Raw genomic sequence first — 24,957 nt, 5'->3', positions numbered from 1 at the left:
TGTTCTGATTGTTACGGTCCACCGGGGCGGATCGGGGGACAGAATGTATCGCAGCCGGATGGTCGCGGCAGTGCTTGCCGCTTTGTGTGTGGGTGAATCCGTACAGGCCGGGGAGGCGCCGAAATGGGGTGCCCATCTGGACCTGGAAGGCAAGTTGGGGACCGAGCGCCATTTGGGCGAGGTTGACCTGTTCTTGCCCGTGGCTCAAGACCACCACACATTGCTGTTCGCCGATATTCGCACCCGCATGGACGATCAAGGCAGTCGCGAGGGTAATTTCGGCCTGGGCGTCCGCACCATGCTGGAATCCGGCTGGAATTTGGGTGGCTACGGCTATTTCGACCGCCGCCGCAGCGAATTGGACAATTACTTCAATCAGGTCACCCTGGGGGCCGAGGCGCTGTCGCAGGATTGGGACCTGCGCGCCAACGGCTATATCCCGGTGGGACGGACGACCCATCTGGAAGACAGCCTGAACAGTGCCGAGGTCTCCGGCACCAGCGTCATCTTCAGGGGCGGCGAGGAACGCAGCTTGGGTGGTTTCGACGCCGAGATCGGCTGGCGGCTGCCGGTGTTCGAGCCCGATGCCGGCCAACAGGTGCGCGTCTATGCCGGCGGCTATCGTTTTGCCGATGACGGCGTGCCCACCGTTGCCGGTCCGCGCGGCCGGGCCGAGATGGTGTTCGACGAAGTGGCGCATCTGTGGGACGGTTCGCGTCTGTCGCTGGGGGCGGAGTGGCAGCGCGACGAGGTGCGCGGCTCACAGGGCTTTCTGACGGCGCGGCTGCGCATTCCGCTGCAAGCGGAAAGCGGCGTGTCCAGGCTGACGCCGCTGGAACGGCGCATGACCGATCCCATCGTCCGCGACATCGACATCGTCGCCCAGGCGGGAGCCTTCGGGGCGACGGAGACGGCCAACCAACTGGCCAGTGGCGGGGCTTTCACCGTGCTCAACAGCGCCACCACCTCGGGGGCGAATTTGGCCGCGGCGGTGAACAGCGCCGGTGTCGGCAGCACCGTCTTGCTGGCGGGGACCTTTGCCACCGGCACCACCATGGTCTCGACCCTGGCCAATCAGACCCTGACGGGAACCGTAACCGTGCGCAGCGCCTCGGGACGCACCGCCACGGTGAATACCGGGGCGGCGATCCAGGGCAACAATACGGCCACTCAAGCCTTGCTGATCAATGGTGTGAACGGGACCATCCAGGGGCTGACCATCAGCAACAGTTCCAGCGGCGGCAGCGTCAGCCGGGCCATCTATGTCGCCGACGGGGTCACCGGGGTGACCATCGCCGACAATGTCATCACGGCGACGCAGACCGGCAACCTCCAGGCGCACGCCTTGGCCTTTGGCAACGGCACCAGCGCGACCATCCGCGGCAACAGCATCACCGCCACCGGGACCGGTTCGGCCGTCGGTACCCGGGCTTTGCTCGCCAATCAGACCACCGCCGTGACCGTAACGGGCAACACCTTGTCGGCGTCGGGGGCCGCGGTTTCCGCCAACGACGTCATCGTGCTTTCCGCCGGCGCGACGACCTTCAATAGCGGCTCCACCAGTAATGTCCGCGGCAACGGCAATTGCAGCGGCACGGCTCTGAGCGGTTCGGTCGGTTTCACCAACGGCACCAGCTGCCCGTAATCGTTCCGCCTTTTGACCTTGGCAGGGGGCGTGTTCTCGGCAAAGATGGCGCCCCATTCGCAACCACGTGGCCGATCATGCCCCATCGCCGTCATATCTGGCCCGGCTCCCCCTATCCCCTTGGCGCGACCTGGGATGGCAACGGTGTCAATTTCGCCCTGTTCTCGGCCCATGCCGAGGCGGTGGAGCTGTGTCTGTTCGACACCAACGGGCGCGAGGTCGAGCGTCTTAAGCTGCCCGAATACACCGACGAAGTCTGGCATGGCTATCTGCCGGAAGCGCGGCCGGGGCAGTTGTACGGGTATCGGGTTCACGGCCCCTATGATCCCGCCCATGGGCATCGTTTCAATCCGGCCAAGCTGCTGATCGACCCCTATGCCAAGGCATTGAGCGGGCATCTGTTGTGGTCCGATACCCATTTCGGCTTCAAGCTGGGCAATCCCCGTGGCGATCAGCTTATCGACCGCCGTGACAACGCCCGCTATATGCCCAAGGCGCGGGTGGTCGATACCGCCTTTACCTGGGGCGATGACCGCCGGCCCAATCGACCGTGGGCGGAAACGGTGATCTACGAGCTGCATGTGCGCGGCTACACCATGAAGCACCCGCAGGTGCCGACCCAGCATCGCGGCACTTTTTTGGGCCTGTCGCATCCGGCGGTGATCGATTACATGGTGAAGCTGGGGGTGACGGCGGTGGAATTGCTGCCGGTTCACGCCATCATCGACGAACGCCATCTGGTCGATCAGGGCTTGCGCAATTATTGGGGCTATAACCCCATCGGCTTCTTCGCCGCCGATCCGCGCTATTACGGCGCGTCGTCACATGGCGATTTCAAGACCATGGTCGGGCGCCTGCACGAAGCCGGCATCGAGGTCATCTTGGATGTGGTCTACAACCACACCGCCGAAGGCAATCACATGGGGCCGACGCTGTCCTATAAGGGCATCGACAACGCCAGCTATTACCGGCTGGTTCCCGACCAGCCGCAGCATTACGAAAACTATTCCGGCTGCGGCAACACCTTGCAATTGTCCCATCCGCGGGTCTTGCAGATGGTCATGGACAGCTTGCGCTATTGGGTCGAGGAAATGCATGTCGATGGCTTCCGCTTCGATCTGGCGGCGTCGTTGGCGCGGGAAAAATCCGGCTTTGATGGCGGTTCCGGCTTTTTGGACGCGGTGCGGCAAGACCCGGTATTGTCGCGGGTGAAATTGATCGCCGAGCCTTGGGATATCGGCGGTGACGGCTATCGGTTGGGGGCTTTTCCCCCCGGCTGGTCGGAATGGAACGGCCGTTACCGCGATACGGTGCGCCGGTTCTGGCGCGGCGATGGCGGCCTGATCGGCGATTTCGCGTCGCGCCTGACCGGGTCTTCCGACCTGTTCGGCTGGGGCGGGCGGCGTCCGTGGGCGTCGATGAATTTCATCACCTGTCATGACGGCTTTACCGCAAGCGATCTGGTCAGCTACGAAAAAAAGCACAATGACGCCAACCGCGAAGGCAACCGCGACGGCACCGACGCCAATTATTCATGGAATTGCGGCATCGAAGGCCCAACCAATCAGCCCAAGGTCAGCGCCTTGCGGACCCAACAGGTGCGCAATCTGATGGCGACGCTGCTGCTGTCGCAAGGGGTGCCGATGATTTTGGCCGGCGATGAATTCGGCCGCAGCCAGGGCGGCAACAACAACGCTTATTGCCAAGACAACGACATTTCGTGGATCGACTGGGATCGCTTGGACCAGCCCATGCTTGATTTCGTCCGCCGCATGATCCAATTGCGGCGCGAGCACCCGGTCTTTAGCCGGCCGCGTTTTTTCCACGGCCAGCGCCAGCCCGGCCAAGTCATCAAGGACATCACCTGGGTCACCCCCGACGGCCTGGAAATGAGCGAGGCGGATTGGGTCATGCCCTATGCCCGCTCGCTGGGATGCGTGTTGGGCGGCGATTCCGATGAAATCCAGTCGCATACCGCCGGCGGTCAGCCCGACGACACCTTCATGCTGCTGATGAACGCCTACACCGAAATCATTTTCTATACCCTGCCGCCGCCGCAATTGGGTAAAAGCTGGGACGTGGTCATCGATACCGCGCGCACCGATCCCATCCGCCCCGACGAGGTTTGTGCCGCCGGCGCCCGCTTTCCGTTGAAACCCCATTCGCTGGCCATTCTGCGCCGGCGTAATGACGATCTGAGCCAATAGGGAAACCATCATGAGCGCATCGGATATGCTCGACCAATTGGCGCGGCTGGCTGGAATTGAAGATGGGTGGTGGGATTTCTACGGCCAGTGGCGGGTGGTGCCGGAAAGCACCAAGCGGGTGTTCCTGCGCGCCATGGGCTTCGCCATCGACGACGAGACCGATTTAGCCCAATCCCTGACCACTTTCGAGCAGCGGCCATGGCGTCGCTGGCTGGAGCCCATGACGGTCATCGAACGTGGTTCGGATATGGCGGTGACGCTGACCGTTCCCGCCGCCCGCGACAAGCAAACGCTGTCCTGGGAGGTGGCGCTTGAAGGCGGCGGTCTTCGTCGCGGACAGGTGCAGGTGGACACGCAAAGCTGGATCGAGGAACGCTGGCTCGATGGCGCCTTGGTCAAACGCTGGCGGCTGAAGCTGCCGGACGATTTGGCCTTGGGCTATCACAATCTTGACCTTCGCGCCGCCGATGGCGTCACCGCCACCGCCAAATTGGCGGTAACGCCGCCCCGTGCCTTTGTTCCCGCCGTGGTGGGCGAAGGAAACGGGGCCTGGGGGATCGCCACCCAAATATACGCCTTGCGAGATGAACATGATTGGGGCGTCGGCACCTATGGTTCCCTGCGCCGTCTGGCTGAGGGCGCGGCCAGGCTGGGGGCGTCGACCATCGGCATCAATCCGCTCCACGCCCTGTTTCCGACCCAGCCGGAAAAGTTCAGCCCCTATGCGCCGTCGTCGCGGCGGTTCCTTAATGTCGGCTATCTTGATGTCGAGGCTGTTTTTGAATTCGCCGCGTGCCGTGCGGCCAAGCGCCTGTACGCCTCACCCGGATTTCAGGCCAATCTTGACCGGTTGCGGGCCATGCCCATGGTCGAATATGCCGATGTCGCCCATCTGCAAGGCCCGATCCTCGAGGAATTGTATGCTTGCTTTCGGGCCGAGCACCTGAGCGCCGACGATCAACGCGGCAAAGATTTCCGCGCCTTCCAGGCGGCGGGGGGCGACAAAGCCCGGCTGTTTTGCACCTTTGAAGCCCTGCAACGGCATTTCAGTCGCGCCGGCACGCCCTATTGGCGCCATTGGCCGGTGCAATATCAGCATCCCGACAATCCGGCGGTGGCCGAATTCGCCGCCACCCACATGGACGATGTCGAGTTTTTCTGGTGGCTGCAATTCCTGGCCGATCAGCAATTGGCCGCCGCCCATGACGGCGCGGTGGCGGCGGGGGCGGCCATCGGTCTGTATCGCGATCTTGGCGTCGGCATTGCCGGCGATGGCGGCGATGCCTGGATGGAACAAGACCGGCTGGCGCTGGGCGTCTCGGTCGGGGCGCCGCCCGACCCGCTGGCGCTGAAGGGTCAGGATTGGGGGCTGGCGCCGTTCAATCCCATCGCCCTGAAAGAAGCCGCCTTTGAGCCGTTCATCGCGGTGATGCGGGCCAATATGGCCCATGCCGGGGCGTTGCGCCTGGATCACGCCATGGCCTTGCAGCGGCTTTATTGGGTGCCGCCGGGGCTGGACGCCGACCAAGGCGCCTATGTGCGCTATCCGGTGGACGATCTGTTTCGCTTGGTGGCGCTGGAATCGGTGCGCAATCGCTGCCTGATCATCGGCGAGGATCTGGGGACGGTGCCCGAAGGCTTCCGCGAACGCATGGATCGCATGGCGTTGTTTGCCTATCGCGTCATGGTTTTTGAAAAGACCGGACCGGACCGTTTCAAGCGGCCGGAAGAATTCCAGCCCCAGGCGCTGTCGATTTTCGCCACCCATGATTTGCCGTCCTTGCGCGGCTGGTGGAACGGTATCGACATCGCCAGCCGCGCGCGGCTGGATCTTTACCCCCGCCCAGGCATGGCGGACGAAGAACGCGCCGCCCGTGCCATCGACCGCGTCGCCCTGGTGGCGGCGCTGGTTGAACAAAGTGGTCTGGCGGCTGATTTTCCCACCCAGGGCGATTTGACCGACGAACAGGTTTTGGCTCTGTCCGACGCCGCTCATCTGTATCTGGGCGCTGCCCGCTCGCGGCTGATGATGGTGCAGATGGAAGATGTGTTAGGCTTGAATTTGCAAATGAATTTGCCCGGCACCGTCGATCAGCACCCGAACTGGCGCCGCCGTTTCGCCGCTGAGGTCCCGACCCTGTTGAATGATTTCCGCCTTGTGCGTATGTCTGCGGCCCTGAACGCGCTCAGGCCGCACGGCAACGAAACGCCTTGACAGGGGTGCTGGTTCAGGCGACTTCGTAACGCAGACGGTTTAGGCAGGAAGGACGAAAGCATGCGCCGTGTCGGGCCTCCGGTGATCAAGTTGCTTGATGACGACGTCGAAAGCATCAAATACGCGTTGGGCAGTCACCTGCTGTATTCCGTGGGCAAGGAAGCGATCAGCGCGACCGCGCGCGATTGGTTCATGGCCGCCGCCTACACCGTGCGCGACCGCGTTTCCGAACATTGGATGCCGACGCTGAACCGCTATTACGCCGAGGACAGAAAGCGCGTCTATTACATGTCCATGGAATTCCTGATCGGGCGGACGCTGTCCAATGCCATGATCAATCTGGGCATCTATGACACCGTCAAGCAGGCCGTCACCGACATGGGCGTCGATTTCGACGAAGTGTTGGGGTGGGAAGTGGAAGCGGCGTTGGGCAATGGCGGTTTGGGCCGCTTAGCCGCCTGTCTGCTGGATTCCATGGCGACGCTGGGCGTTCCTGGTTTCGGTTACGGCATCCGCTATGATTACGGCATGTTCACCCAGCACATCGAGCATGGCTGGCAGGTGGAAAGCCCGGAAAATTGGCTGCGCTACGGCAATCCGTGGGAATTTCCCCGTCCCGGAATCATCTATCCGGTGCGTTTCGGCGGGCGTGTCGTTCATTACAAGGACGTTCTTGGCCACACCCGCGCCCAGTGGATGGACACCGAGGAAGTCATGGCCATGGCCTATGACGTGCCGATCCCCGGCTATGGCGGCAAGACCGTCAACAATCTGCGTCTGTGGACGGCCAAATCCACCCGCGAATTCGACCTGAAATACTTCAACGCCGGCAATTATATCGAAGCCGTGCGCGACAAGGCCGAATCGGAAACCCTGTCCAAGGTGCTGTACCCGTCCGATCTGACTGATCGCGGCAAGGAATTGCGCTTCAAGCAGGAATATTTCTTCGTCGCCGCCTCGATCCAAGACATCCTGGCCCGCTTCCGCAAGTCGCATAGCGACTGGGACAAGCTGCCTGACAAGGTGGCGGTGCAGTTGAACGACACCCATCCGGCCATGGTGGTGGCCGAGCTGATGCGGGTGCTGGTGGACGAATATCAGATTGATTGGCACCGCGCCTGGGCGCTGACCCGTCGGACCTGCGCCTATACCAACCACACGCTGTTGCCCGAAGCCTTGGAAACCTGGCCGGTGGATCTGTTCCAGCGGGTGTTGCCGCGTCATCTGGAAATCATCTTCCAGCTTAATCACGAATTCCTGCAAGAGGTCCGCCATCGCCATCCCGGCGATAACGACCTGCTGCGCCGGGTTTCGGTGATCGGCGAGGGGGATGAACGCCGGGTGCGCATGGGGCATCTGGCGGTGATCGGCAGCCACAAGGTCAACGGCGTCGCCGCCATCCATACCGGCTTGATGAAATCGACGATCTTTTCCGATTTCGACCATCTCAATCCGGGCAAGATCAACAACAAGACCAACGGCGTTACCCCGCGACGCTGGCTGTTGCTGTCCAATCCAGGTCTGTCGGCGCTGATCTCGGGCAAGATCGGCACCCAGTGGGTTACCCATCTCGACCAGTTGAAGCAATTGGAAGGCTTCGCCGATGATGCGGCCTTCCGGGCCGAATTCGCCGCCGTCAAGCACGCCAACAAGGTGCGGCTGGCCGACGTGATTTCGCAGCGTCTGGGCGTCGATATCGTGCCGCATTCGTTGTTCGACGTGCAAATCAAGCGTATCCACGAATATAAGCGCCAGTTGCTGAACGTGCTGGAAGTGATCAGCCGCTATTCGCGCATCCGCGCCAATCCGCTGCTTGATGTGGTGCCGCGCACGGTGATCATCGGCGGCAAGGCGGCGCCCGGCTATCTGCTGGCGAAATTGATCATCAAGCTGATCAACGACGTCGCCGACGTGGTCAATAACGACCCGCTGGTCGGCAATAAGCTGAAAGTGGTGTTCATCCCCAATTACAACGTCTCGACCGCCGAGCTGGTGATGCCGGCGGCCGATCTGTCGGAACAGATTTCCACCGCCGGCACCGAGGCCTCGGGCACTGGCAACATGAAGATGAGCATGAACGGGGCGCTGACCATCGGCACCTGGGACGGCGCCAATGTGGAAATTTGCGAGGAAGTGGGCGAGGAAAATATGTTCCTGTTCGGTCTGACGGCGCAGGAAGTGGCGCGGTTACGGATCGACGGCTACAACCCGCGCACCGCCATCGCCGCCAATCAGGATTTGAAGCGGGCGATCGAACTGATCGCCTCGGGCTATTTCTCCCCCGACGAGCCCGAGCGTTTCGCCGGGATCGTCGATATCTTGACCAATTCCGACCATTACCTGCTGACCGCCGATTTTGCCGGCTATGCCGAAGCCCAGGGCCGGGTTGATCAGCTTTACCTGGACCAGACGGAATGGAACCGCAAGGCCATCTTGAACGTGGCGCGCATGGGCAAATTCTCGTCTGATCGTACCGTCACCGAATATGCCCGCGATATCTGGGGGGTGCCGGTTTAGTCATGCCTCGGCCATGAGGCCTCGGCAGAGGTTGTCATGGCCGAGGTTTTGTCACCAAAGATTCTGTTGCAGTGCAGCATGTTGCGGCGCATCATTCCCTGGTCAGCACCAAGGAGATATCGCCATGCTTCAGCTTCTGAGTGACATGCGTCGGCTGTCCGAATTGCTTGAAGACGAATGCGCCGGTCGGCCGTTCGATCGCTCCCAGGCTCATAATCTTGCTTCAAATCTGGCGAAGGCGTGCCCGGAAATGGGGCAGACCATGCACCGGATCAGCGAGCGGATGCACGGCGAGGCCCGGTAGGTGGGGCTTGCCGCCATTCGCTTTTCCCGATGAATGCGGTGGGGGGCGGGATGCGCGGCAATGATGATCGGACGGTGAGGGGCTGTCCCCGGATGCACGCGGCGAGATGGTTCGCTAATGCACTGATTCATTTGGATGATTCGCCGACCATCTGAATGAATGAGGGCGCAATCCGTTGATTTTGTGTGTCTGGATCGGACCACTAACTCAGCGTCGTCAGGCGATCCAGATAGGAATCAACCTCGCGCCGCATGTGATCGGCCTTGATCGCCAGGGCGTCGGCCGATTCATTCAGCTCTCCGGCGGCGGAGGCGGATACTCCCAAGGCTTCGATGGCGCTGTTGACCGAAGAGGTCACCGCCTTGGCTCCCGACGCCGCCTCGCCGACATGATCGGCGATGGTGGCGGTGGCTTGGGTTTGCGCTTCCACCGCGATGCGCACCTCTGCGGCCACCTGATTAATGCTGGTCACCGTCTGCACCGTGTTGTGGATGGTGTCGGCGGCTTTGTTGGTGGCGTCAACCGCTTCGGCGACGCTGGCGGCGATGTCATGGGTGGCGGTGCTGGTCTGTTCCGACAGCTTTTTGATTTCTTCGGCGACGACGGCGAAACCGCGGCCGGCTTGACCGGCGCGTGCCGCTTCGATGGTGGCGTTTAACGCCAGCATGCGGGTCTGGCGGGCGATATTGTCGATGGTTTCGCCGATGCGGCCAATGCGCGACGCCACCCCCAACAGGGTTTGCATGGCCTCGCTGGTGGCGGTGGCGGCCACGGCGGCGTCTTGCGCGGCTTCGGCGGTGCGCACCACATTGGACAAGATATGTTGGATCGAGCCGGCCAATTGGGTGGAATTGGCGGAGATGTTTTGCACCGAAAAGGCCGCTTCTTCGGCGGCGGCGGCCATGTTGACGGTTTCGTAATCCATATGCGACAGCCGGTGCAGCATTTGCGACGAATTGGTCTTCAAGGTTGCCGCCATGGCGCCGACTTCGTCGACCACGCCCTTGATCGAGCGTTCGAAACCTTGCGCCAGATCGTTGACCATGCGTGTCCGGGTCTGCTTGGCCGCTTCGAAGTAATCGTGGGTGACCAAGGACACGTCAAGCTGGCTGGCCCGGCTCAGCGCACCGGACAACTCCGCGAAGCGGCGGTGGTCGCGCAGCATGGACAGAGCTTGGGAGGCGGCGTTGGCGGCCATGGCCTGATACCATGACGCGCCGAGATCAAGATAGGCCAGCATGAAGCCCAATTGCTGGGCGGTGGCGATATAATCGGCGGTGAATTCGGCGCGGAACAGCCGCGACCAATGCTCGACCAGGGCGCTTTTCAGCGTCTGCCCGGCTTCGCTGTTCATTTTTTCGCCAAAGGGCGGCGTCCGCTGTACCCAATCCGACGCCTGAGCCACGATCTGTTCGACCGAGGCGACAACCTTGACGCAATTGCCGGCGATCAGTGCCTGGGCCGGGGCATCGACGCAAAACAGATCGAGATATTGCGCGACCCGCTCGGTCATGCTCATGCCCAGCGGGACATCGCTGGCGCCGGGTGCGTCATCGTCGAAAAACAAATCCGTCCCGCTCGGCGCAGTCGTTCCGCTACCGGGTTGCGTGGCCGGGGTATCGTCGAACAGCTCGAAATCGTCGCTCATGCGGGCCTAGATGCTAAAAGGTTCGTGTTCGAATCCCCAAGAACATTCAGTGGCATTTCTGTCCCCCCGGTGAAGCACCACTAAATCACCGAGCAGAAAACCACATTCACGGCCTCTGTCAAAGAAAATCGCGGGATAAGTGCCATGCGTTGGAATGATTTCAAGAGGGGCGGCATCCTTCGCTTGGGTAGGCATTCCCCATCCAAGAGGGCGGGGGCGGGGGTTGAAAATTCAATGATTCGGCAAGTTGCCAGCAACAGACCCAAGCGAGGCTTGGCGAGCGCGACGTAATGCCGTATGAAAGCTGCTTCGCTTCGGCCGGATGGGTAAAACCCTTCGCCGGATGGGGTTGGAGCATTGCTCCGGCGTCATGGGACAACTTTGGAATTTGGCAGCGTCGGCGCAAGCCCTTTTGGGGGGGGTCGACCAGGCCTTAAGGGAACCGAGTGTACGATGAGCGGATTGCCTGAGGGACAGGGACTGTACGACCCGCGTTATGAACACGACGCCTGCGGTGTCGGCTTTATCGCCGATATCAAGAACCGCAAGTCGCATGAGATCATCAAGCAGGGTCTGGAGATCCTGCGCAATCTCACCCATCGCGGGGCCGTGGGGGCCGATCCGCTGGCCGGCGACGGTGCCGGCATCTTGATCCAATTGCCCGATTCGTTCCTGCGCGCCGAAGCGGCCAAGCTGGGCATCGTGCTGCCGTCCGAAGGCTCTTATGCCGCCGGCACCGTGTTCTTGCCGCAAGATGCGACGTTGCGCTCTGCCTGCGTCGCCTCGGTCGATAATCTGATCCGGGCCGAAGGCCAAGTGTTGCTGGGCTGGCGCGATGTCCCCACCGACGGTTCCGGCCTGGGCGAGACGGTCAAGCCGACCGAGCCTTTCGTCCGCATGGTCTTTGTTGGCAAGGGCGGCAATTGCGCCGACCAACAGGCGTTCGAACGCAAACTGTTCGTCATCCGCAAGCAGGCTGAAAACGCCATCCCCAAGGGCGCCGAGGATGATTTCTACATCCCCAGCCTGTCGTCGCGCACCATCGTCTACAAGGGGATGCTGCTGGCCGATCAGGTCGGCGCCTATTACAAGGATCTGTCCGATCCGGCCATGGTTTCGGCCTTGGCCCTGGTTCACCAGCGCTTTTCCACCAACACTTTCCCGTCTTGGCGTCTGGCCCACCCGTTCCGCATGATCAGCCATAACGGCGAGATCAATACCCTGCGCGGCAACGTCAATTGGATGAATGCCCGCCGCAAGGCCATGAGCAGCCCGGTCTTCGGCGCCGATCTGGAAAAGCTGTTCCCGCTGATCGCCGAGGGCCAATCCGATACCGCCTGTTTCGACAATGCGCTGGAATTGCTGGTGCTGGGCGGTTACCCCATGCATCACGCCATGATGATGCTGGTGCCGGAAGCCTGGGCCGGTAATCCGCTGATGGGCGAAAAGCGTCGCGCGTTCTATGAATACCACGCCGCCCTGATGGAGCCGTGGGACGGCCCCGCCGCCGTTTGTTTCACCGATGGCCGCATGATCGGCGCCACCTTGGACCGCAACGGCCTGCGTCCGGCGCGCTATGTGATCACCGACGACGACAAGATCATGATGGCGTCGGAAATGGGCGTGCTGACCTTCCCCGAAGACAAGATCGTCAAGAAGTGGCGTTTGCAGCCCGGCAAGATGCTGCTGATCGACCTGGAAAAGGGTCGTCTGATCGACGATTTGGAGATCAAATTGGGATTGGCCGAAGCCAAGCCCTATCAGCAATGGCTGGATGAAGCCCAATTGGTGCTGGAAGATCTCAAGATCGAGGTGGAGCCCAAGGATTTCGACGGCGCCACCCTGCTCAAGCGTCAGCAGGTGTTCGGCTATAGCCAGGAAGATTTGAAGTTCCTGATGCAGCCCATGGCGGTCACCGGCCAGGAAGCCATCGGCTCCATGGGCAGCGACACCCCCATCGCCGTGTTGTCGGACAAGCCCAAGAACCTGTTCAACTATTTCAAGCAATTGTTTGCCCAAGTCACCAATCCGCCGATCGATTCGATCCGCGAGGAATCGGTGATGAGCCTGGTCAGCCTGATCGGTCCGCGTCCCAATCTGTTGGCCGTCGAACATGGCGCCGAAAGCAAGCGGCTGGAGGTCAAGCAGCCGATCCTGACCAATGAGGATCTGGAAAAGATCCGCCGCATCGAAAATGTGCCCAATTCCGGCTTCAAGTCGCTGACGTTGGACATCACTTGGTCCGCTGCCGCCGGCGCCGCCGGAATGCAGCACGCCGTCGCCGAATTGTGCGCCCTGGCCCAGGCCAAGGTGGCCGATGGCTACAACATTCTGATCCTGTCCGACCGCAAGGTCAGCGCCGATCGCATTCCCATGCCGTCGCTGCTGGCGGTGTCGGCGGTGCATCATCACCTGATCCGCGAAGGTTTGCGCACTCAGGTCGGTCTGGTGATGGAAACCGGCGAAGCCCGTGAAATCCATCACATGTGTTGTCTGGCCGGCTATGGGGCCGAGGCGATCAATCCCTATCTGGCCTTCGAGACGCTGGAAAGCATGCGTCCGACCTTGCCGGAAAAGCTGGACGCCCATGAAGTGCAAAAGCGCTTCATCAAGGGCATCGACAAGGCCATCTTGAAGGTGATGGCCAAGATGGGCATCTCGACCTATCAATCCTATTGCGGCGCCCAGATTTTCGACGCTGTCGGTCTGGCCCAGGATTTTGTCGATTCCTATTTCAAGGGCACCGCCAGCCGCATCGGCGGCGTTGGTCTGGCCCAAGTGGCCGAGGAATCGGTGCGCCGTCACCAGATGGCTTATTCCGATGCCCCCATCTACAAGAATGCCTTGGATGTGGGCGGTGAATATGCGTGGCGGATTCGTGGCGAAGACCATGCCTGGACCTCGGAAAGCATCCAGGCCATCCAGCACGCCGTGCGCACCAATTCCTATGAGACCTTCAAGGATTTCTCGCGCCAGATCGACGAACAGGGCCAGCGTCTGCTGACCTTGCGCGGCCTATTCGACATCAAGCCGGCCGGCGGCGGAGCCGCCATTTCCAACGATTCGCGGGCGGCGCCCACGGGCAATGGCGTCGATTTGTCCGAGGTCGAGCCGGCGGCCGAGATCGTCAAGCGCTTCGTCACCGGCGCCATGTCGTTCGGATCGATTTCGTGGGAAGCCCACACCACCTTGGCCATTGCCATGAACCGCATCGGCGGCAAGTCCAATACCGGTGAAGGCGGCGAACTGTCCGAACGCTTCGTCCCCATGGCCAATGGCGATTCCATGCGCTCGGCCATCAAGCAGGTGGCCTCGGGCCGTTTCGGCGTCACCACCGAATATCTGGTCAATGCCGACGACATCCAGATCAAGATGGCCCAAGGCGCCAAGCCCGGCGAAGGGGGGCAGCTGCCCGGCCACAAGGTGGACGAGAACATCGCCAAGGTGCGTCACTCGACCCCCGGCGTCGGCCTGATCAGCCCGCCGCCGCATCACGACATCTATTCCATCGAAGATCTGGCCCAGCTGATCTTCGACATGAAGAACGTCAATCCGGCCGCCCGTATCTCGGTCAAGCTGGTGTCGGAAGTCGGCGTCGGCACCGTCGCCGCCGGCGTCACCAAGGCCAAGGCCGACCATGTCACCATTTCCGGCTTCGATGGCGGGACCGGCGCTTCGCCGCTGACCTCGATCAAGCATGCCGGCAGCCCGTGGGAAATTGGTCTGGCTGAAACCCATCAGACCCTGGTGCTGAACGGCTTGCGCAAACGCGTCGCCGTCCAGGTCGACGGCGCCTTGCGCACCGGCCGCGACGTGGTCATCGGCGCGCTGTTGGGCGCCGATGAATTCGGCTTTGCCACCGCGCCCTTGATCGCCGCCGGCTGCATCATGATGCGCAAGTGTCACCTCAATACCTGCCCGGTCGGCGTGGCGACGCAGGACCCTGAATTGCGCAAGCGCTTCAAGGGCCAGCCCGAGCACGTCATCAACTACTTCTTCTTCATCGCCGAGGAAGTGCGCGAGTGGATGGCCAAGCTCGGCTTTAGGTCCTTGCAGGAAATGATCGGCCGCTCCGACCTGTTGGACACCAACAAGGCCATCAATCACTGGAAGGCCGAGGGACTGGACTTCACCCGCCTGTTCCATCAGGTCGATAGCAAGGGCGAGGCGGTCTATAATTGCGAGGCCCAGGACCACGATATCGACAAGGTTCTGGATCGTGAGCTGATCGCCGCGGCGCGCAACGCCATCGACACCCAACAACCGGTGCGCATCGAAAAGACCATCCGCAATTACGATCGCACCGCCGGCGCCATGCTGGGCGGCGAGGTGGCCAAGAAGTGGGGCCATGCCGGCCTGCCCGAGGACACCATCCACGTCAAGCTGAACGGAACCTCGGGGCAGTCTTTCGGCGCTTTTGCCGCCAAGGGCATGACCCTGGAACTGGAAGGCGAGGGCAACGATTACGTCGGCAAGGGTCTGTCGGGGGGCAAGATCATCATCTACCCGCCGAAGATTTCCAAGATCGTCCCCGAGGACAACATCATCGTCGGCAACACCGTGCTGTACGGCGCCGTCGAAGGTGAGTGTTACTTCCGTGGCATCGGCGGCGAACGTTTCGCCGTCCGCAATTCGGGCGCCATCACGGTGGTCGAAGGCGTCGGCGATCACGGCTGCGAATATATGACCGGCGGCTGTGTGCTGGTTATCGGCCCGACCGGCCGCAATTTCGCCGCCGGCATGTCGGGCGGCGTCGCCTATGTTCTGGACGAGGCCGGCGATTTCGCCAAGCGCTGCAATCTGGCCATGGTCGAACTTGAACCGGTGCAAGCCGAAGAAGAGGCGATGGAACAAGAAGGCATGGCCAACGACCTGGAAGCCCATGGTCTGGTCGATGTCATGGATGACATGACCCGTGGCGATGCCGATCGCATTCTGGCCATGCTGAAGAACCACGTCCATTACACCGGGTCCAAGCGGGCTCACGACATTCTGCTGAATTGGGAATATTACATGCCCAAGTTCGTCAAGGTCATGCCGGTGGATTACCGCCGCGCTTTGCAGGAAATGCAAAAGGCCCAGACCGTTGCTCCGGCGGGAGGGCACTGAGATGGGCAAGGCGACCGGTTTCAAGGAATTTGCCCGCCTGACCCCCGGCTATGAAAAGCCGGAAGATCGGGTGAAGCATTACCACGAGTTCACCATGCCGCTGTCGGATGGCGATCTGGCCAAGCAGGGCGCGCGCTGCATGGATTGCGGCGTTCCGTTCTGCCACCAGGGCTGCCCGGTCAACAACATCATTCCCGACTGGAATGATCTGGTCTATCGCGACCGCTGGGCCGAAGCGATCGAGGTTCTGCATTCCACCAATAACTTCCCGGAATTCACCGGCCGCATCTGCCCCGCGCCGTGCGAGGCATCGTGCACCTTGAATCTGGAAGACGTTCCGGTGGCGATCAAAACCATCGAGCATGCCATCGTCGAACATGCTTGGGCCGAAGGCTGGATCAAGCCCGACACCAGCAAGCCGCGCACCGGCAAGAAGGTGGCGGTGGTCGGTGGCGGTCCCGCCGGTCTGGCGGCGGCGCAGCAATTGGTCCGCGCCGGTCATCATGTGGTGGTCTATGAAAAGAACGCCCATGTCGGCGGTCTGCTGCGCTATGGCATTCCCGATTTCAAGCTGGATAAGGCGGTGATCGAACGCCGCGCCGCCCAGATGGTTGCCGAAGGTGTCGAATTCCGCACCAATGCCCATGTCGGCGTCACCGTGCCGGTGGCCGAGTTGGACGGCTATGATGCGGTGGTGCTGACCGGCGGGGCGGAAAAGCCGCGCGATCTGTCGGTTCCCGGTCGCGAATTGGCTGGTGTGCATTACGCCATGGACTTCCTGGTCCAGCAGAATCGCCGGGTCTCGGGCGAGGCGGTGGGCGTTGCCGACATCTTGGCCACGGGCAAGAAGGTGGTCGTCATCGGCGGCGGCGATACCGGCGCCGATTGTGTCGGCACCTCGAACCGCCAGCAGGCTGCTTCGGTCACCCAGATCGAGATCATGGCCAAGCCGCCCGTATTGGAAGACAAGCTGGTCAATTGGCCGAAATGGCCGAACAAGCTGCGCACCTCGTCGTCGCACGACGAAGGCTGTGCCCGGCGCTGGTCGGTGGCGACAAACTCGTTCTTTGGCGAAAACGGTCAGTTGAAGGGGCTGAACTGCATCGAAGTCGACGCCAAGTTCCAGCCCATCGCCGGCAGCGAATTCACGCTTGAGGCTGATCTGGTCTTGCTGGCCATGGGCTTTGTCCATCCGGTGCATGAAGGTCTGGTCGAAGGGCTAGGTCTGGAAAAGGATGGTCGCGGCAACGTCAAGGCCGATACGCTGAAGTACCAGACCTCGAACCCCAAGGTGTTTGCCGCGGGCGATATCCGGCGTGGTCAGTCGTTGGTGGTTTGGGCCATCCGCGAAGGCCGTCAGGCTGCTCGCTCTGTCGATGAATTCCTGATGGGCGCCAGCACCCTGCCGCGCTGATCGGGATTGTTATAAAAAGGCGCTTCCACCCCGGTGGAAGCGCCTTTTTTATTGAGGGTGGCGGAGAGAGATGATCTTAAAACTAAAGTCATAATTCTGGACAATAGTGTTGACCATCCCCGGGGGTCTGCCGCAATAATCTTGAAAAAAGGCGGGCTAAAACAGAATTAAAATAATAATTCCAGGCATCGGGGTTTTCTGCATGTTCATCGACAACTGGCAGTTTCGCAGCAAGATTTTGCTGATTCTTGGCGTGTCTCTGATCGGCATGGTGGTGTTGGTCGGATTGAATCTCAGCCATCTCCGTGGCGAAATGGTTGATGGACGGCGCCTGAAAACCCAGCACATCGTTGAAACCGCCACCGGCCTGGTCGAATATTACATCGAACAGGCCAATTCCGGCCTGATGATGGAAGATGACGCCAAGACCGCCGCCAAGGCTGCCGTGCAGGCCTTGCGGTATGGCGAGAACGAGTATTTCTGGATCAATGACATGGCCTCTCGCGTGGTCATGCATCCGATCAAGCCGGAATTGAACGGCAAGGACCAGTCGGGGTTGAAGGATGGTAATGGCAAGGCCATCTTTGTCGCCTTTGTCGAGGAAGTGGCCAAAAACAAGGCTGGGTTTGTCGATTACTTATGGCCCAAGCCCGGACACGAAGCGCCGGTGCCGAAGATTTCCTATGTGAAGGGTGTTGATGCCTGGGGCTGGGTGATCGGTTCTGGCATTTATGTCGATGATATCGAAACCGCCTTTCGCGCCGAATTGCTGAGCCAAGGTATCCGCATTTCCATCATCATCATCTTGGTCGTGCTGGTATCGTATGTGGTCGGCAAGGGCATGGTCGGGGCCATGACCAATATCACCGGCACCATGCACAAACTGGCCGATGGCGATACCAGCGCCATGCCCGAGGGGACCGGGCGAAAGGATGAGATCGGCGAGATGGCCCGTTCGGTCATGGTGTTTCGGGATAATGCCTTGGCCGTGCAATCCCTGCGCGACGAGCAGGAACAGGGGCGGCGTCAAGCGGAAGTGGATCGCCGCGAGACCTTGGCCCGGCTGGCCGACGAGTTGGAGGCGGGGGTCTCCGCCGCGGCTCAGGCGGTCAACGCGGCGGCATCGCAGATGCGCTCCACCGCCGGGGTGATGACCCGGACCGCCGATCAGACCAGCGCCGAAACCGCCATGGTGGCGGCGGCGGTGGAACAGACCACCAGCAATGTTGAAACCGTCGCGGCGGCGGCCGAGGAGCTCAACGCTTCGATCGGGGAGATTTCGCGGCAGGTGGCGCAATCGACCACCATCGCCCACGACGCGGTGGAAGCGGCCGAGCGCACCGATAGCGTCGTTCGCGGTCTGTCGGAAGCGGCGTCGCGCATTGGTCAGGTGGTGGGCTTGATCAACACCATCGCGGCGCAGACCAATCTGCTGGCGCTGAACGCCACCATCGAAGCGGCGCGGGCCGGCGAGGCGGGGAAGGGCTTCGCCGTGGTCGCCAACGAAGTCAAGCATTTGGCCAACCAGACGGCCAAGGCGACGGACGAGATCACCAGCCAGATCGGAGCCATTCAGGGCACGACCTCGCAGGTGGTCGATGCCATCGGTGAAATCGGCCGCACCATCGCCCAGATGAGCGGCATCGCCCAATCCATCGCCGCCTCGGTCGAAGAACAAGGTGCCGCCACCAATGAAATCGCCCGCTCGGTCGGCGAAGCCGCCCATGGGGCGCAAGAGGTTGGCAATCATATCGGCGCGGTGGCCGACGCCGCCAACGAAACCGGATCAGCGGCGCGCGAGGTGCAAACCGCTGCCGATTCCTTGGCCGACGACGCCAACGAACTGACCGGCGGATTGTCGCGCTTCCTCGATGAAGTCCGCAAGATGTAGCGATAGTTCCCTCCCGCCGCGGGTCACCGCGGCGGGAGGGGCTCAGCCTTTCAACCAGGCATCGATCATCTGGCGGGCGATGGAGCCGGGACGGGCCAGATAGGGGCCGGCGTCGGTGTTGCGGTGGGCGTCGCTGAAATCGGCGGCGATATCGGCGCGGCTGAACCAGCGGGCATCTTCCAATTCGTGCAGGTCGGGGCATAACTGACCGCCGATGGCGCGTGCGGTGAAGCCGACCATCAATGACGCCGGAAACGGCCACGGCTGGCTGCCGGCATAACGGATGTCATCGACGATGATGCCGGTTTCTTCGTGGGTTTCGCGAATCACCGCCTGTTCCAGGGTTTCGCCCGGCTCGACGAAGCCGGCCAGGACCGACCACATCCCGGCGGGCCAAGATGGCTGGCGGTGCAAAAGAATATTGTCGCCATCGGTGACCTGCATGATCACCGCATTATCGGTGCGTGGGTAATGTTGGGCGTTGCAGGCGATGTCCAGGCAGACCCGGACGTGGCCCCCTTCGCGCGATTCGGTCGGGCTGCCGCAACGGCCGCAGAATTTGGCGGTGCGGTGCCAGTTGACCAAGGCGCGGCCGGTGGCCAAGATAGCCCCGTCTTCCGCCGACAAAGTGGCGCCGATGGCGCGTAATTCGCCCCAGCTGGCGCCGTTTTCCCATTGCGGCGGGGCGCCGTCGGCTTCAGCGCGCAAGGTGTTGACATCGGCGGCGAAGACGGGCTTGCCCGCGAGCAGACCCAGAAAAATAGTTTCGCTGGCCAGATCGAGCAATTGAGCCGCTTCGGTGCCGCAGGCCAGCAGGGCGCGGCCGTCGCGCAGCAGCGACAGATCGCGCCAATAACTGACCACTCGAACCTCGGGGCCAGAGCGCAAGCGGTTGATAATAGTGAGGTCGCGGCGCAGATGGTGGGCGCGATCCAGGGGGGCGGTGGCGAAAAGAAGATGGCTCATGGCCATAACCATGGCATGGTCGTTTCCCGGTCTCAAGGGTGGCGATGGCAATCCACATGCATATGGCGATTGCGCTTTTGCCGGACTTGGTGAAAATTGGCGATCCTAAGGGGGGCCAATGACCGAAGACCATCTTGTGCTTGACGCCATTTTGGAAAACATTCGCGACGCGGTGGTCGTTGCCGACGCCGAACGGGTGCCGGTGCGCGTCAACAAGGCATTCGAACTTCTGACCGGCCATACCGGCGGCAGTTTCCTCAACAACGGCTCGCCCCACGCTTCCATCGCTCATGGGCAGATTGGCCAAGCCTTGACCCAGGCGGCGGCGACGCCGTGGCGTGGCGAGATCCGCCGCGCCGATGGATCGCCGCTGCTGGCCGATATCAGTGTTACCGCGATTGCCGATGGCGCCCATTTTCTCGCCTTGCTGCGTCCGGCGGGAGACGGCGGCGGCAACAAATTCGGCCATGATTCCCTGACCGGATTGCCCAATCGCGACATCTTTGTCGATCGGGTCGAACGGGCAATGGTGCAGATCAACCGAGTCGGCGGCTCGGTGGCCTTGCTGATGATGGGGCTGGATCGTTTTACCTTGGTCAACGATGCCTTGGGCCACGCCGCCGGCGATCGTCTGTTGACCGAAGTCGCCAGCCGTCTGCGCCGGTGTATCCGCGAAACCGATACGGCGGTGCGGCTTGAAGGCGATAAATTCGCCTTGGTCATGACCATGGCCGATGTGGATGACAGCGTCATCGTTGCCGAAAAGGTTCTGGCGGCGGTGAAGGAGCCGTTCGGCATTGATGGTCAGGAAGTGGTGGTGACCTTTTCCATCGGCGTCGCCCTTTATCCGCAAGATGCCCAATCGGCCGAGGGGCTGATCAAGCAGGCGGAAAACGCGCTGCATCACGCCAAGGTCTCGGGCCGCAATAATTACCAGTTCTTTTCCAAGGATATGAACAACAAGGCCCGATCCCGCCTGGATCTGGAAGCGCGCATGCGCCGGGCCTTGGCCAACGAGGAATTCGTCGTCTTTTACCAGCCCAAGGTGTCGGCCGAGAACAACCGCATTGTCGGGGCCGAGGCCCTGATCCGCTGGATTGATCCCGATCGGGGGATGATCAATCCGGGTGAGTTTATTCCGGTGGCCGAGGAAACCGGCCTGATCGAACAGATTGGCACCTGGGTCTTGCGCCGTTCATGCCTGCAAATCTGCGAATGGCAGAGCGAGGGGCTGAAGACGGTCAAGGTTTCGGTCAATGTGTCGGCCCGCCAGTTCAAAAGCCGGGCCTTGCTTGATATCGTCACCGGCGTGCTGGCTGAAACCGGTCTTGCGGCCAAATGGCTGGAACTGGAAATCACCGAGAGCATGCTGATGAATGACGTGGAAGTCGCGGTCAAGAAGATGACCGCGTTGCGCGATCTGGGGTTGGGGTTGTCCATCGACGATTTCGGCACCGGCTATTCGTCGCTGTCCTATCTGGGGCGTTTCCCCATCACCACCTTGAAGATCGACCGCGCCTTCATCTCGGATGTGGACAGCAATCCCAAGACGGCTGAAATCGCCCGCGCCATCATCGGCCTCAGCCGCGGCCTCAATCTGGAAGTGGTGGCCGAGGGATGCGAAATCGCCGCTCATATCCAATTCCTCAAGGATAATGGCTGCGATACCGTGCAAGGATTTTTCTATTCCCGACCGGTGCCGGCGGACCAATTCCGCCAGATGTTGGTTGATGGGTTCCTGCCGGGGCAAGGCTGATCGGGCAATACCGTGTTTTCCTGATATTTGAATAACCAAGCAAAGGCGTCGGGAATAACCCCGTGTCTTGTGTGGTCTTCTTGACCAAAATCAAATGCCATTCGTACGCATGGGTACACTCTGACCTCGCCGGTCTTCCTTCTTTGGGAAGGCGGTTTTGACGGGGCCAAGAGATGTCGCCACAGCTTTCCCGCCGCGCCCTGTTCGGACGCGCCGCCCGCATTCAACCGCCGGAAACCCAGGGGCCACGGGTCGCCGTTCTCGGCGGCGGCTGTTTGGCCGTGCAAGGCGTTGCTTGCGGAAGCTGCGCTGATCCCTGCGCCCCTCGCGCCCTGAAAATGCACGCCCTGCTGGGCGGCCGGGCCATTCCCTTGATTGATGTCGCCGTCTGCTCCGGCTGTGGCGATTGTCTGAACGTCTGTCCGGTGGGGGCGCTGACATTGGCGCCGGCCGGTCTGGGAGAAAACACGTCATGCGCCTAGGCACTTTCGTTGCGCGGGAGCATGAAGCCCCGCGCGAAATGGTCGAGAACATCTGCGGCGTGCTGGTTCACGTCATTCCGGCCCAGCGCCATCGCGTCAAGCAGGCGCTTGAGTCCCTGCCCGGCGTTGAAGTCCACACCATGACCGACGAAGGCAAGATGGTCGTCATCGTCGAAGACGCCGCCGGCCAGTGGGCCGGGGCCACCATCACCAGTTTCCACGACATCGAGGGCATCTTATCGGTCGCCCTCGTCTATCACCATTTCGACACGGATTTGGAAGGGGAGATCGTTCCATGAGCCTCAACCGGCGCGACTTCATCAAGGCGAACGCCGCCGCCGCCACTGCCGCGGCGGCCGGTATCTCGTTGCCGGCGGCGGCGCAGCCGGCCAAGGCCAACATCCGTTGGGACAAGGGCGTCTGCCGCTTCTGCGGCACCGGCTGCGGCGTCCTGGTCGGCGTCCAGGACGGACGGGTGGTGGCGACCCAAGGCGATCCCGATGCCCCGGTCAATCGCGGCCTGAACTGCATCAAGGGCTATTTCCTGTCCAAGATCATGTACGGCCAAGATCGCCTGACCCAGCCGCTGCTGCGCATGAAGAACGGCAAGTTCGACAAGAACGGCGAATTTGCGCCGATCAGTTGGAACCAAGCCTTCGACATCATGGCGGAAAAGTGGAAAGAACAACTGAAAAAGCCGGACGGTGTCACCCGTATCGGCATGTTCGGTTCCGGCCAGTGGACGGTGTGGGAAGGCTATGCGGCGGCCAAGCTGATGAAGGCCGGTTTCCGTTCCAACAACCTTGACCCCAACGCCCGCCATTGCATGGCCTCGGCGGTGACCGGCTTCATGCGCACGTTCAACATGGACGAGCCCATGGGCTGTTACGACGACCTTGAATACGCCGATGCCTTCGTGTTGTGGGGCAGCAACATGGCCGAGATGCACCCGATCTTGTGGTCGCGTCTGACTGATCGCCGTTTGACCCATGACGGCTGTCAGGTCGCCGTGTTGTCCACCTACGAACACAAGAGCTTCGATCTCGCCGATAACGGCATGGTGTTCGTGCCCAACACCGATCTGGCGATCTTGAACTTCATCTGCAACTACATCATTCAGAATGGTGCGGTGAACAAGGCGTTCATCGACAAAGCGGTGACGTTCAAGATGGGGGTCACCGATATCGGTTATGGCCTGCGCCCCACCCACAAGCTGGAGCAGGAGCCGGGCAACAACGGCTATAACGGCAAGGGTGATCCCAACAAGATGAACGACTCGTCGTTTGACGAGTTCAAGGCGTTTGTCGCCGATTACACGGTCGAGAAGGTGTCCAAGTTGTCGGGCGTGCCCGAGGACAAGCTGATCGCCCTGGCCAAGCTGTACGCCGATCCCGCCAAGAAGGTGGTGTCGTACTGGACCATGGGCTTCAACCAGCACACCCGCGGCACCTGGGTCAACAACATGATCTATAACGTCCACCTGCTGGTGGGCAAGATCTCGGAACCGGGCAACGGCCCGTTTTCGCTGACCGGTCAGCCCTCGGCTTGCGGTACCGCGCGCGAGGTCGGCACCTTCGCCCATCGGCTGCCCGCCGATCTGGTGGTGATGAACGAAAAGCACCGCGAAATCGCCGAAAAGATCTGGAAGTTGCCGCCCGGCACCATCAATCCCAAGGTCGGCTATCACGCCGTCTTGCAAAATCGCATGTTGAAGGACGGCAAGCTCAACGCCTATTGGGTGCAATGCACCAACAATATGCAGACCGCCGCCAACATGAACGAGGAAACCTATCCCGGTTATCGTAACCCGGAAGCCTTCGTCGTTGTCTCCGATCCTTACCCCACCGTCACCGCCTTGTCCGCCGATCTGATCCTGCCCACCGCCATGTGGATGGAAAAAGAAGGCGCTTACGGCAACGCCGAACGGCGGACCCAGTTCTGGCGCCAGCAGGTCAAGGCCCCGGGCGAGGCCCGCTCCGACGTCTGGCAGGTGATGGAATTCTCCAAGCGCTTCAAGATGGAAGAAGTGTGGCCGGCGGAATTGCTGGACAAGGCGCCGCAATACAAGGGCAAGACCTTGTTCGACGTGCTGTATGCCAACGGCAACGTCAATAAGTTCCCGCTGTCGGAAATCGCCCAGGGTTTCGAAAACGACGAATCCAAGGCGTTCGGTTTCTACGTGCAAAAAGGCCTGTTCGAGGAATACGCCGCCTTCGGCCGTGGCCATGGCCATGATCTCGGCGATTTCGATCTTTACCACAAGGCCCGCGGGCTGCGTTGGCCGGTGGTCGATGGCAAGGAAACCCTGTGGCGTTACCGCGAAGGCTATGACCCCTATGTCAAGGCCGGGGAAGGCGTGCGTTTCTATGGCCGTCCCGATGGCCGCGCCTTCATCATCGGCTTGCCGTACCAAGATCCGCCGGAAAAGCCCGATGCCGAATTCGACCTGTGGCTGTGCACCGGCCGCGTGTTGGAACATTGGCATTCCGGCTCGATGACCCGGCGTGTGCCCGAACTGCACAAGGCGGTTCCCGCCGCCACCTGCTTCATGCACCCCAACGACGCCAAGAAGCGCAATTTGCGCAATGGCGACGTGGTCAAGGTGGCCAGCCGGCGCGGCGAGATTTCCCTGCGTCTGGACACCCGTGGCCGCAATCGGCCGCCGGAAGGGTTGGTGTTCGTGCCGTTCTTCGACGAATCCGTTTTGGTCAACAAGCTCACCCTTGACGCCACCTGCCCGATTTCCAAGGAAACGGACTACAAGAAGTGCGCGGTCAAGGTGGTCAAGGCCTGATCGGAGAAC

General features: G+C 61.4%; 14 protein-coding genes. 12 read left to right on the top strand and 2 right to left on the bottom strand.

The window, feature by feature from the left end; all coding sequences use genetic code 11:
• Window positions 1–43: 43 nt before the first annotated feature.
• From KEC16_RS11075 to KEC16_RS11055, 5 genes are all read left to right on the top strand, one after another.
• Window positions 44–1,645 (top strand): inverse autotransporter beta domain-containing protein, encoded by a 1,602-nt coding sequence (locus KEC16_RS11075; RefSeq protein WP_211548820.1) that lies wholly within the window; start codon window positions 44–46, stop codon window positions 1,643–1,645.
• A 77-nt stretch (window positions 1,646–1,722) separates the two neighbouring features.
• Window positions 1,723–3,852, top strand: coding sequence for a glycogen debranching protein GlgX (gene glgX, locus KEC16_RS11070; RefSeq protein WP_211548818.1), 2,130 nt, complete (start codon window positions 1,723–1,725; stop codon window positions 3,850–3,852).
• 10 nt (window positions 3,853–3,862) lie between these two features.
• Window positions 3,863–6,067: a 4-alpha-glucanotransferase gene (gene malQ, locus KEC16_RS11065; RefSeq protein ID WP_211548816.1), complete on the top strand. Its 2,205-nt coding sequence runs from the start codon at window positions 3,863–3,865 to the stop codon at window positions 6,065–6,067.
• 60 nt (window positions 6,068–6,127) lie between these two features.
• The gene (locus KEC16_RS11060) at window positions 6,128–8,584 is read left to right on the top strand and encodes a glycogen/starch/alpha-glucan phosphorylase (protein ID WP_211548814.1); all 2,457 of its coding nucleotides are present in this window, start codon (window positions 6,128–6,130) and stop codon (window positions 8,582–8,584) included.
• 124 nt (window positions 8,585–8,708) lie between these two features.
• On the top strand, window positions 8,709–8,888 hold the full coding sequence (locus tag KEC16_RS11055; RefSeq protein ID WP_211548812.1) for a hypothetical protein: 180 nt from the start codon (window positions 8,709–8,711) through the stop codon (window positions 8,886–8,888).
• 202 nt (window positions 8,889–9,090) lie between these two features.
• Here KEC16_RS11055 and KEC16_RS11050 read toward each other — a convergent pair whose 3' ends face one another.
• Window positions 9,091–10,536 carry a globin-coupled sensor protein gene (locus KEC16_RS11050; RefSeq protein WP_211548810.1) on the bottom strand — a complete coding sequence of 482 codons (1,446 nt, stop codon included), beginning with the start codon at window positions 10,534–10,536 and terminating at the stop codon, window positions 9,091–9,093.
• 453 nt (window positions 10,537–10,989) lie between these two features.
• On the opposite strand from KEC16_RS11050, the gene gltB reads away from it, so the two are divergent.
• The 3 genes from gltB to KEC16_RS11035 all read left to right on the top strand — a co-directional run bounded on the left by gltB (window position 10,990) and on the right by KEC16_RS11035 (window position 18,950).
• On the top strand, window positions 10,990–15,645 hold the full coding sequence (gene gltB / locus KEC16_RS11045) for a glutamate synthase large subunit (protein ID WP_211548808.1): 4,656 nt from the start codon (window positions 10,990–10,992) through the stop codon (window positions 15,643–15,645).
• A gap of 1 nt (window position 15,646) precedes the next feature.
• Entirely contained in the window at window positions 15,647–17,059 is a 1,413-nt protein-coding gene (locus tag KEC16_RS11040; RefSeq protein ID WP_211548806.1) for a glutamate synthase subunit beta, read from the top strand.
• A 202-nt stretch (window positions 17,060–17,261) separates the two neighbouring features.
• Complete coding sequence (locus KEC16_RS11035; RefSeq protein ID WP_249209101.1) at window positions 17,262–18,950, top strand: methyl-accepting chemotaxis protein; 1,689 nt, start codon at window positions 17,262–17,264, stop codon at window positions 18,948–18,950.
• A 42-nt stretch (window positions 18,951–18,992) separates the two neighbouring features.
• Here the strand turns inward: KEC16_RS11035 and nudC are convergent, their stop codons facing one another.
• Window positions 18,993–19,916, bottom strand: coding sequence for an NAD(+) diphosphatase (nudC, locus tag KEC16_RS11030; RefSeq protein WP_211548804.1), 924 nt, complete (start codon window positions 19,914–19,916; stop codon window positions 18,993–18,995).
• Window positions 19,917–20,034: 118 nt separating this feature from the next.
• On the opposite strand from nudC, the gene KEC16_RS11025 reads away from it, so the two are divergent.
• The 4 genes from KEC16_RS11025 to napA all read left to right on the top strand — a co-directional run bounded on the left by KEC16_RS11025 (window position 20,035) and on the right by napA (window position 24,948).
• Window positions 20,035–21,672 (top strand): sensor domain-containing protein, encoded by a 1,638-nt coding sequence (locus KEC16_RS11025; RefSeq protein WP_211548802.1) that lies wholly within the window; start codon window positions 20,035–20,037, stop codon window positions 21,670–21,672.
• Window positions 21,673–21,845: 173 nt separating this feature from the next.
• Window positions 21,846–22,154, top strand: coding sequence for a 4Fe-4S dicluster domain-containing protein (locus KEC16_RS11020; RefSeq protein WP_211548800.1), 309 nt, complete (start codon window positions 21,846–21,848; stop codon window positions 22,152–22,154).
• Window positions 22,145–22,453 carry a chaperone NapD gene (locus KEC16_RS11015; protein WP_211548798.1) on the top strand — a complete coding sequence of 103 codons (309 nt, stop codon included), beginning with the start codon at window positions 22,145–22,147 and terminating at the stop codon, window positions 22,451–22,453. Before KEC16_RS11020 ends, KEC16_RS11015 begins: the two co-directional genes overlap by 10 nt.
• Window positions 22,450–24,948 (top strand): nitrate reductase catalytic subunit NapA, encoded by a 2,499-nt coding sequence (gene napA, locus KEC16_RS11010; protein ID WP_211548796.1) that lies wholly within the window; start codon window positions 22,450–22,452, stop codon window positions 24,946–24,948. The genes KEC16_RS11015 and napA overlap by 4 nt, the downstream gene beginning before the upstream one ends.
• Window positions 24,949–24,957: the final 9 nt, after the last annotated feature.

The sequence above is a fragment of the Magnetospirillum sulfuroxidans genome, assembly GCF_018224925.1.
Taxonomy (GTDB): Bacteria; Pseudomonadota; Alphaproteobacteria; order Rhodospirillales; family Magnetospirillaceae; genus Magnetospirillum; species Magnetospirillum sulfuroxidans.
Note: the sequence above shows the minus strand (reverse complement) of the source record. Positions and strands in the feature narration are given on the sequence as shown.

Coding starts and splice junctions, on each gene's coding strand:
- KEC16_RS11075 (WP_211548820.1), top strand. CDS start 44: ATGTATCGCAGCCGGATGGTCGCGGCAGTGCTTGCCGCTTTGTGTGTG.
- glgX (WP_211548818.1), top strand. CDS start 1,723: ATGCCCCATCGCCGTCATATCTGGCCCGGCTCCCCCTATCCCCTTGGC.
- malQ (WP_211548816.1), top strand. CDS start 3,863: ATGAGCGCATCGGATATGCTCGACCAATTGGCGCGGCTGGCTGGAATT.
- KEC16_RS11060 (WP_211548814.1), top strand. CDS start 6,128: ATGCGCCGTGTCGGGCCTCCGGTGATCAAGTTGCTTGATGACGACGTC.
- KEC16_RS11055 (WP_211548812.1), top strand. CDS start 8,709: ATGCTTCAGCTTCTGAGTGACATGCGTCGGCTGTCCGAATTGCTTGAA.
- KEC16_RS11050 (WP_211548810.1), bottom strand. CDS start 10,536: ATGAGCGACGATTTCGAGCTGTTCGACGATACCCCGGCCACGCAACCC.
- gltB (WP_211548808.1), top strand. CDS start 10,990: ATGAGCGGATTGCCTGAGGGACAGGGACTGTACGACCCGCGTTATGAA.
- KEC16_RS11040 (WP_211548806.1), top strand. CDS start 15,647: ATGGGCAAGGCGACCGGTTTCAAGGAATTTGCCCGCCTGACCCCCGGC.
- KEC16_RS11035 (WP_249209101.1), top strand. CDS start 17,262: ATGTTCATCGACAACTGGCAGTTTCGCAGCAAGATTTTGCTGATTCTT.
- nudC (WP_211548804.1), bottom strand. CDS start 19,916: ATGAGCCATCTTCTTTTCGCCACCGCCCCCCTGGATCGCGCCCACCAT.
- KEC16_RS11025 (WP_211548802.1), top strand. CDS start 20,035: ATGACCGAAGACCATCTTGTGCTTGACGCCATTTTGGAAAACATTCGC.
- KEC16_RS11020 (WP_211548800.1), top strand. CDS start 21,846: ATGTCGCCACAGCTTTCCCGCCGCGCCCTGTTCGGACGCGCCGCCCGC.
- KEC16_RS11015 (WP_211548798.1), top strand. CDS start 22,145: ATGCGCCTAGGCACTTTCGTTGCGCGGGAGCATGAAGCCCCGCGCGAA.
- napA (WP_211548796.1), top strand. CDS start 22,450: ATGAGCCTCAACCGGCGCGACTTCATCAAGGCGAACGCCGCCGCCGCC.